5 protein-coding genes are annotated in these 4,989 nt (G+C 46.8%); 2 read left to right on the plus strand and 3 right to left on the minus strand.

Annotation, left to right across the window (positions count from 1 at the left end; genetic code table 11):
- The 3 genes from ACTIE6_RS06455 to ACTIE6_RS06465 all read right to left on the minus strand — a co-directional run.
- On the minus strand, positions 1–1,254 hold a 1,254-nt coding region (locus tag ACTIE6_RS06455), incomplete at its 3' end, for an apiosidase-like domain-containing protein (protein ID WP_439555852.1).
- Positions 1,255–1,289: 35 nt separating this feature from the next.
- On the minus strand, positions 1,290–1,937 hold the full coding sequence (gene rpe, locus ACTIE6_RS06460) for a ribulose-phosphate 3-epimerase (protein ID WP_439555853.1): 648 nt from the start codon (positions 1,935–1,937) through the stop codon (positions 1,290–1,292).
- A 54-nt stretch (positions 1,938–1,991) separates the two neighbouring features.
- The gene (locus ACTIE6_RS06465; protein ID WP_439555854.1) at positions 1,992–2,513 is read right to left on the minus strand and encodes a Uma2 family endonuclease; all 522 of its coding nucleotides are present in this window, start codon (positions 2,511–2,513) and stop codon (positions 1,992–1,994) included.
- A 114-nt stretch (positions 2,514–2,627) separates the two neighbouring features.
- On the opposite strand from ACTIE6_RS06465, the gene ligA reads away from it, so the two are divergent.
- Together ligA and ACTIE6_RS06475 are read left to right on the plus strand one after the other, a co-directional pair.
- Positions 2,628–4,718 carry an NAD-dependent DNA ligase LigA gene (gene ligA, locus ACTIE6_RS06470; RefSeq protein WP_439555855.1) on the plus strand — a complete coding sequence of 697 codons (2,091 nt, stop codon included), beginning with the start codon at positions 2,628–2,630 and terminating at the stop codon, positions 4,716–4,718.
- 63 nt (positions 4,719–4,781) lie between these two features.
- Positions 4,782–4,989, plus strand: a 208-nt coding sequence (locus ACTIE6_RS06475) for a dihydrodipicolinate synthase family protein (RefSeq protein WP_439555856.1), incomplete at its 3' end; no start/stop codon positions are given.

The following is a 4,989-nucleotide window of genomic DNA, read 5'->3' on the forward strand; positions in this document are numbered from 1 at the left end:
CGGTTGTACCACCACCTGTTCCGCCGTACTGAACTTTCCGCCATCCCACCTGCGGCCTGTGCGCGGACTGTACCAGACTGCCCCGAACTCTGTTCCATGCAGATATTTGAGGTCAACTTTGACCGGCCTGGACTCGGGCAGGTACATCATGCACATTCTTTTATTGGAAAGGGAAACAATGCCGATATCGGCTTTGTCAATGGAATCGGGCAGCAGGTCGGGCTTGTCGGGCTGCATGTATTCCCAGGGTATACCTTTCAGGATTTTCACCAGCTCGTGAATGTACTCTGCGCCATCTTTGGTGATATTGACTTTCCATGTTGGATTAAAATTCTTGATCGTGCTCATGTGGCAAAATCCCGCGGCAGAGCTCATAATGGATTGGTAAGCCTGTGTCCGGATCAATGAAGACTGGTCGGTTATCTCTCTTGGGAACTCCGAGTTTGCAATCAAAAATGGCCTTAATGAAGCTTCTGCCGAGTTTTTCTGCCAGTTGGCCAGCGCAGCGTACTCGGAAGGGGTAACTGTCGAGTCGGGAATGATGAATTTCAGGTTGGAGAAATTAGAAGGATTCTCGTTCAGGTTGCTGGGTGAGCAGGTATTGAGCGAAGCCAGTATCTGCCCCTCCGATACCGACCTGATCCCTTCTGCAATCGCGCCGAATTGCGCCGCACTCTGGTATTCCTCTTCACTGACGATCCAGATCACGTTAGAGTAACCGGCAAAAGCTTTGCCGACATAGGTACCGTACTCTTTCCAGGCTGTTTCATTAAAAGTATCAAAAACAACATTCCAGCTTTTTCTGGATACGACAATGCCCACGACCAGGTTTCGTTCTTTGGCAGCTGCTATGATTTTGCCAAAATAATCGAAGTACGCTTTGTTGGGCTTCGTAATGTCATTATTGAGAAAAGGCGTGACTTTGTTGAAATTCCGCTGATTTGGCAGCATAGGCAGCAGCTGCACCAGGAAGGTGTTAAAGGATTGCGACTTCCTGATATCCATATATTGAACCGCTTCGGTATAGCTGAGCCGACGCAATAGCTGCCAGGCCACATCGGCTACCATCAGAAACGGAACCCCGTTGTTGTCAGTAATATGCCTTCCGTTCGGACTGATTTTCAGCGGAAATTTAGGTGCGGCCTCCTGGGTAGACTTAAATGGATGCACAAAGCCCAGAGAAAAGGCAATCAGTATTCCCAGGCATGCGGGTAAAAGCAACTGCGCGCGGCAGCTCCTGATTTTTTGTACCAAGTTCAAATTCAATTTGTGCGGAAGCTGAGATCTTACTAGCTGTTTTTTAACTTTTCGATTGTGGCCGCAGGATCATTCGAATTGAAAACAAAGCTGCCAGCCACCAGAATGTCCACGCCTTCTTTAACAAGTTGTGGTGCATTGTCCAGATTAACGCCGCCATCTACCTCAATCTTGAATGAATACCCAAATTTTTCGCGCAGTGCATTCAGCTTTGCGATCTTTTTGTAGGTATTTTCAATGAATTTCTGTCCGCCAAAGCCAGGATTTACAGACATAATCAGCACAAGATCAATGTCTTCCAAAATATCGGACAGCAGCTCAATGGGCGTGTGCGGGTTCAGGGCAACTCCGGCAGATAACCCGAGTTCTTTTAAATGCTGAATGTTGCGGTGGAGGTGGGTACAAGCTTCGTAGTGGACTGTCAGGCCCCAGGCGCCTGCTTTTTTAAATGCCTCAAAGTAGCGGTCCGGCTTTTCGATCATTAAATGTACATCGAGCGGCTTGGCAGCGTGTTTATAAACTGCCTCGCAAACCGGAATGCCAAATGATATATTAGGTACAAAAACGCCGTCCATTACATCTACGTGGATATATCCGGCTGAACTTGCATTCAGCATTTCAACATCGCGTTGCAGATTGCCAAAGTCGGCAGCTAGTATGGAGGGAGCAATTTCGGCCATCGGAAATCTTCTTTTTGTAAAAACGATATCCGGCGAAATTAGCGAATTACTTGTTTAAAACGTGAAAATGGCATTTGCATCGAAGTCAAGCGTCGGAAAAACAGGTGTCCGTACTTGTTGATCAGCAGTAAACTTCCCGTGAAGTTGATATTGGCCTAAATGCAAAGTGTGAACCTCGATCAACTCTTCTTCGGGAAAGATCAACCAATACTCTTTTACACCGTACCGTTCGTAAATTTCTTTTTTGATAATAGTATCTAGATTCCTTGTATCTGGGGAGACAAGTTCTACTACCATATCCGGTGCACCATGAATCCAGTCCCGCATAATATGGGCTTGTTCATTTGAGACGAACAATAAATCAGGTTGTAGCACATTGAATTCTTCTTCTAGAATTGTGTCCAATGGAATCTTGAAAACTTTACCTAAATCGTTCTTCTGAACATGTTCCATCAATATCCACAACAACTCCGTGGCAATTTTGCTTTCGAAAACCTTCGGACTACGCGACAATACAACTTCTCCGTTGATGATCTGTGTAAGATCGGGATTGTATAAATTCCAAATAGAATACATCTGACTTTAAGATGGTGTTTCTGTTTAGACGCACGGATTTCAATCAGGTCACATGGAATTATCAAAATTTTAAATAAATCTTAAATTTGGGCCGAATCCATAACGCCATTCCGCATGAGTCCCGAACAGCAGATCCAGGAGCTTACCGACAAGCTGAACCACTATAACTATCGCTACTACCAGGATAGCGTATCCGAAATCTCTGATTTTGAGTTTGATCAGCTTTTAAAACAGTTGAAGGCGCTGGAAGATGCGAATCCGGAATTCAGGCAGGCGGATTCTCCCACGCAGCGGGTTGGTGGTACGATTACCAAATCGTTCAATACCGTGTACCACCGTTTTCCTATGCTGTCGCTGGACAATACTTACAATGAACAGGAACTCCGCAATTTCGACGACCGGGTCAAGCGCGGGCTCGACGGGGAGGCTTACGAATACATCTGCGAACTCAAATTTGACGGGATATCCCTGAGTTTTACATACGAAAACGGCGTACTGGTAAGAGGCGTAACACGCGGCGACGGGACGCGCGGCGACGAGATTACCACCAATGTAAAAACCATCAGAACACTTCCGCTGCGCGTGAAGTCCGACAAGCTGCCGCATTTGTTTGAGATCAGAGGTGAAGGTTTTATGCCGTTGAGCTCATTCCAAAAGCTGAATGAAGAAATGGATACGCTGGGTGAAAACCAGTATGCAAATCCGCGTAATGCGGCTTCGGGCTCATTTAAGTTGCAGGATTCTGCTGAAACTGCCCGCCGCCAGCTCGATTGTTACATTTACTCTTTTCTTTCCGATAATGCATTTTTCAAAAGTCACGAAGAAAGTCTGCTTGCATTGAAATCCTGGGGATTCAATGTTTCGCCGGGCTGGAAAAAAGTGAGCAATATCGACGAGGTGATTGAATATATCCACGAATGGGAGGAAAAAAGGGCGACACTCCCACTGGCAACCGACGGGATTGTGATCAAGATCAACTCATTTGAGCAGCAGCAGGAGCTTGGCTTCACAGCCAAAAGTCCGCGCTGGGCTATTTCATTTAAATATAAGGCTGAAAACAAGCCTGCTATCCTCAGAATGGTGACTTACCAGGTGGGCCGCACAGGTGCAATTACGCCCGTTGCGAACCTGTGTGACCTGACCGAGCGGGCACTTCCATATAAAGACGTAAAAGGTGTGCATTTATCGGGTACCCGCGTAAAACGCGCAACGCTGCACAATGCAAATGAATTGGAAAGATTAGGTTTGGAGATCGGAGACACGGTTTTTGTTGAAAAAAGCGGGGAGATTATTCCAAAAATTACCGGTGTGGACGTGACCCAGCGCGAGCTGTTTCCCACAGAACCCATCGTTTTCCCAACAAAATGTCCGGAATGCGGCTCCGAGTTGCAGCGGAATGAGGGCGAGGTTGCATTCTTCTGTCCAAACGACAGCCACTGTCCGCCCCAGCTGAAAGGTAGAATCGAGCACTTTATCCACCGGAAAGCGATGAATATCGAAAGTCTGGGCGAGGGTAAGATCGAGACGCTTTTTGACCTGGGTTTGGTAAATACTCCGGCAGATTTGTACGATCTGAACGAAGGCAACCTGCTCGGGATTGAGAAAAGTATTTTGAATGAAGAAACAGGTAAGGTCAAAAAGATCAGTTTCCGTGAAAAAACAGTGGAGAATATCCTGAAAGGCATTGCGCTTTCGAAAACAGTACCTTTCAAAAATGTGCTTTTTGCATTGGGAATCCGCTTTGTAGGTGCAACGGTGGCCGAAAAGCTGGCTACTTACTTCAAATCCATTGAAGCATTGCGCAATGCAAGTTACGACCAGCTTACGGCAGTTCCCGAAATCGGCGGGCGCATTGCGATGAGCATTGAATCCTATTTCAGCGTGCCCGAAAACCAGCAGCTCGTAGCCCGCCTGCAAGCCGCTGGACTGCAAATGGAGAGCGACGAAAAGCCGGTGGAAAAAGAAAGCGACGTGCTCGAAGGCAAAACTTTCGTGATTTCAGGTGTATTTGAAAATTTCGAGCGCGACGATCTGAAAGACAAGATTGAAGCCAACGGCGGACGGGTACTCAGCGGCGTTTCCGGTAAACTCAACTACCTGCTCGCCGGCGCAAATATGGGCCCTTCCAAGCTGGAAAAGGCGCGCAAGCTCGGCGTAACAATTCTTTCCGAGGAAGAATTTTTGGCAATGATCGATAATAAGTAAGGTAAAACGACTTAGAAGGCTAACTTTGCGTTTTCGAAAATCAACCAATTATATAGTTTAATAATGCCATTGGACCAACGTTTCAAAGGGGTAGGTGCCGCATTGATCACTCCTTTCGATCAAGAGAATGAAGTAGATTATACAGGTTTGAAAAAGCTGATCGACCTGGTAAGTGAAGGCGGTAGCGATTACCTCGTAGTACAGGGAACCACTGGCGAGTCGCCCACGGTATCTTCCCGCGAAAAACGTGAAATCCTGGCATTTACGATCA

The sequence above is a fragment of the Dyadobacter sp. genome (genome assembly GCF_051859145.1).
GTDB lineage: Bacteria > Bacteroidota > Bacteroidia > Cytophagales > Spirosomataceae > Dyadobacter.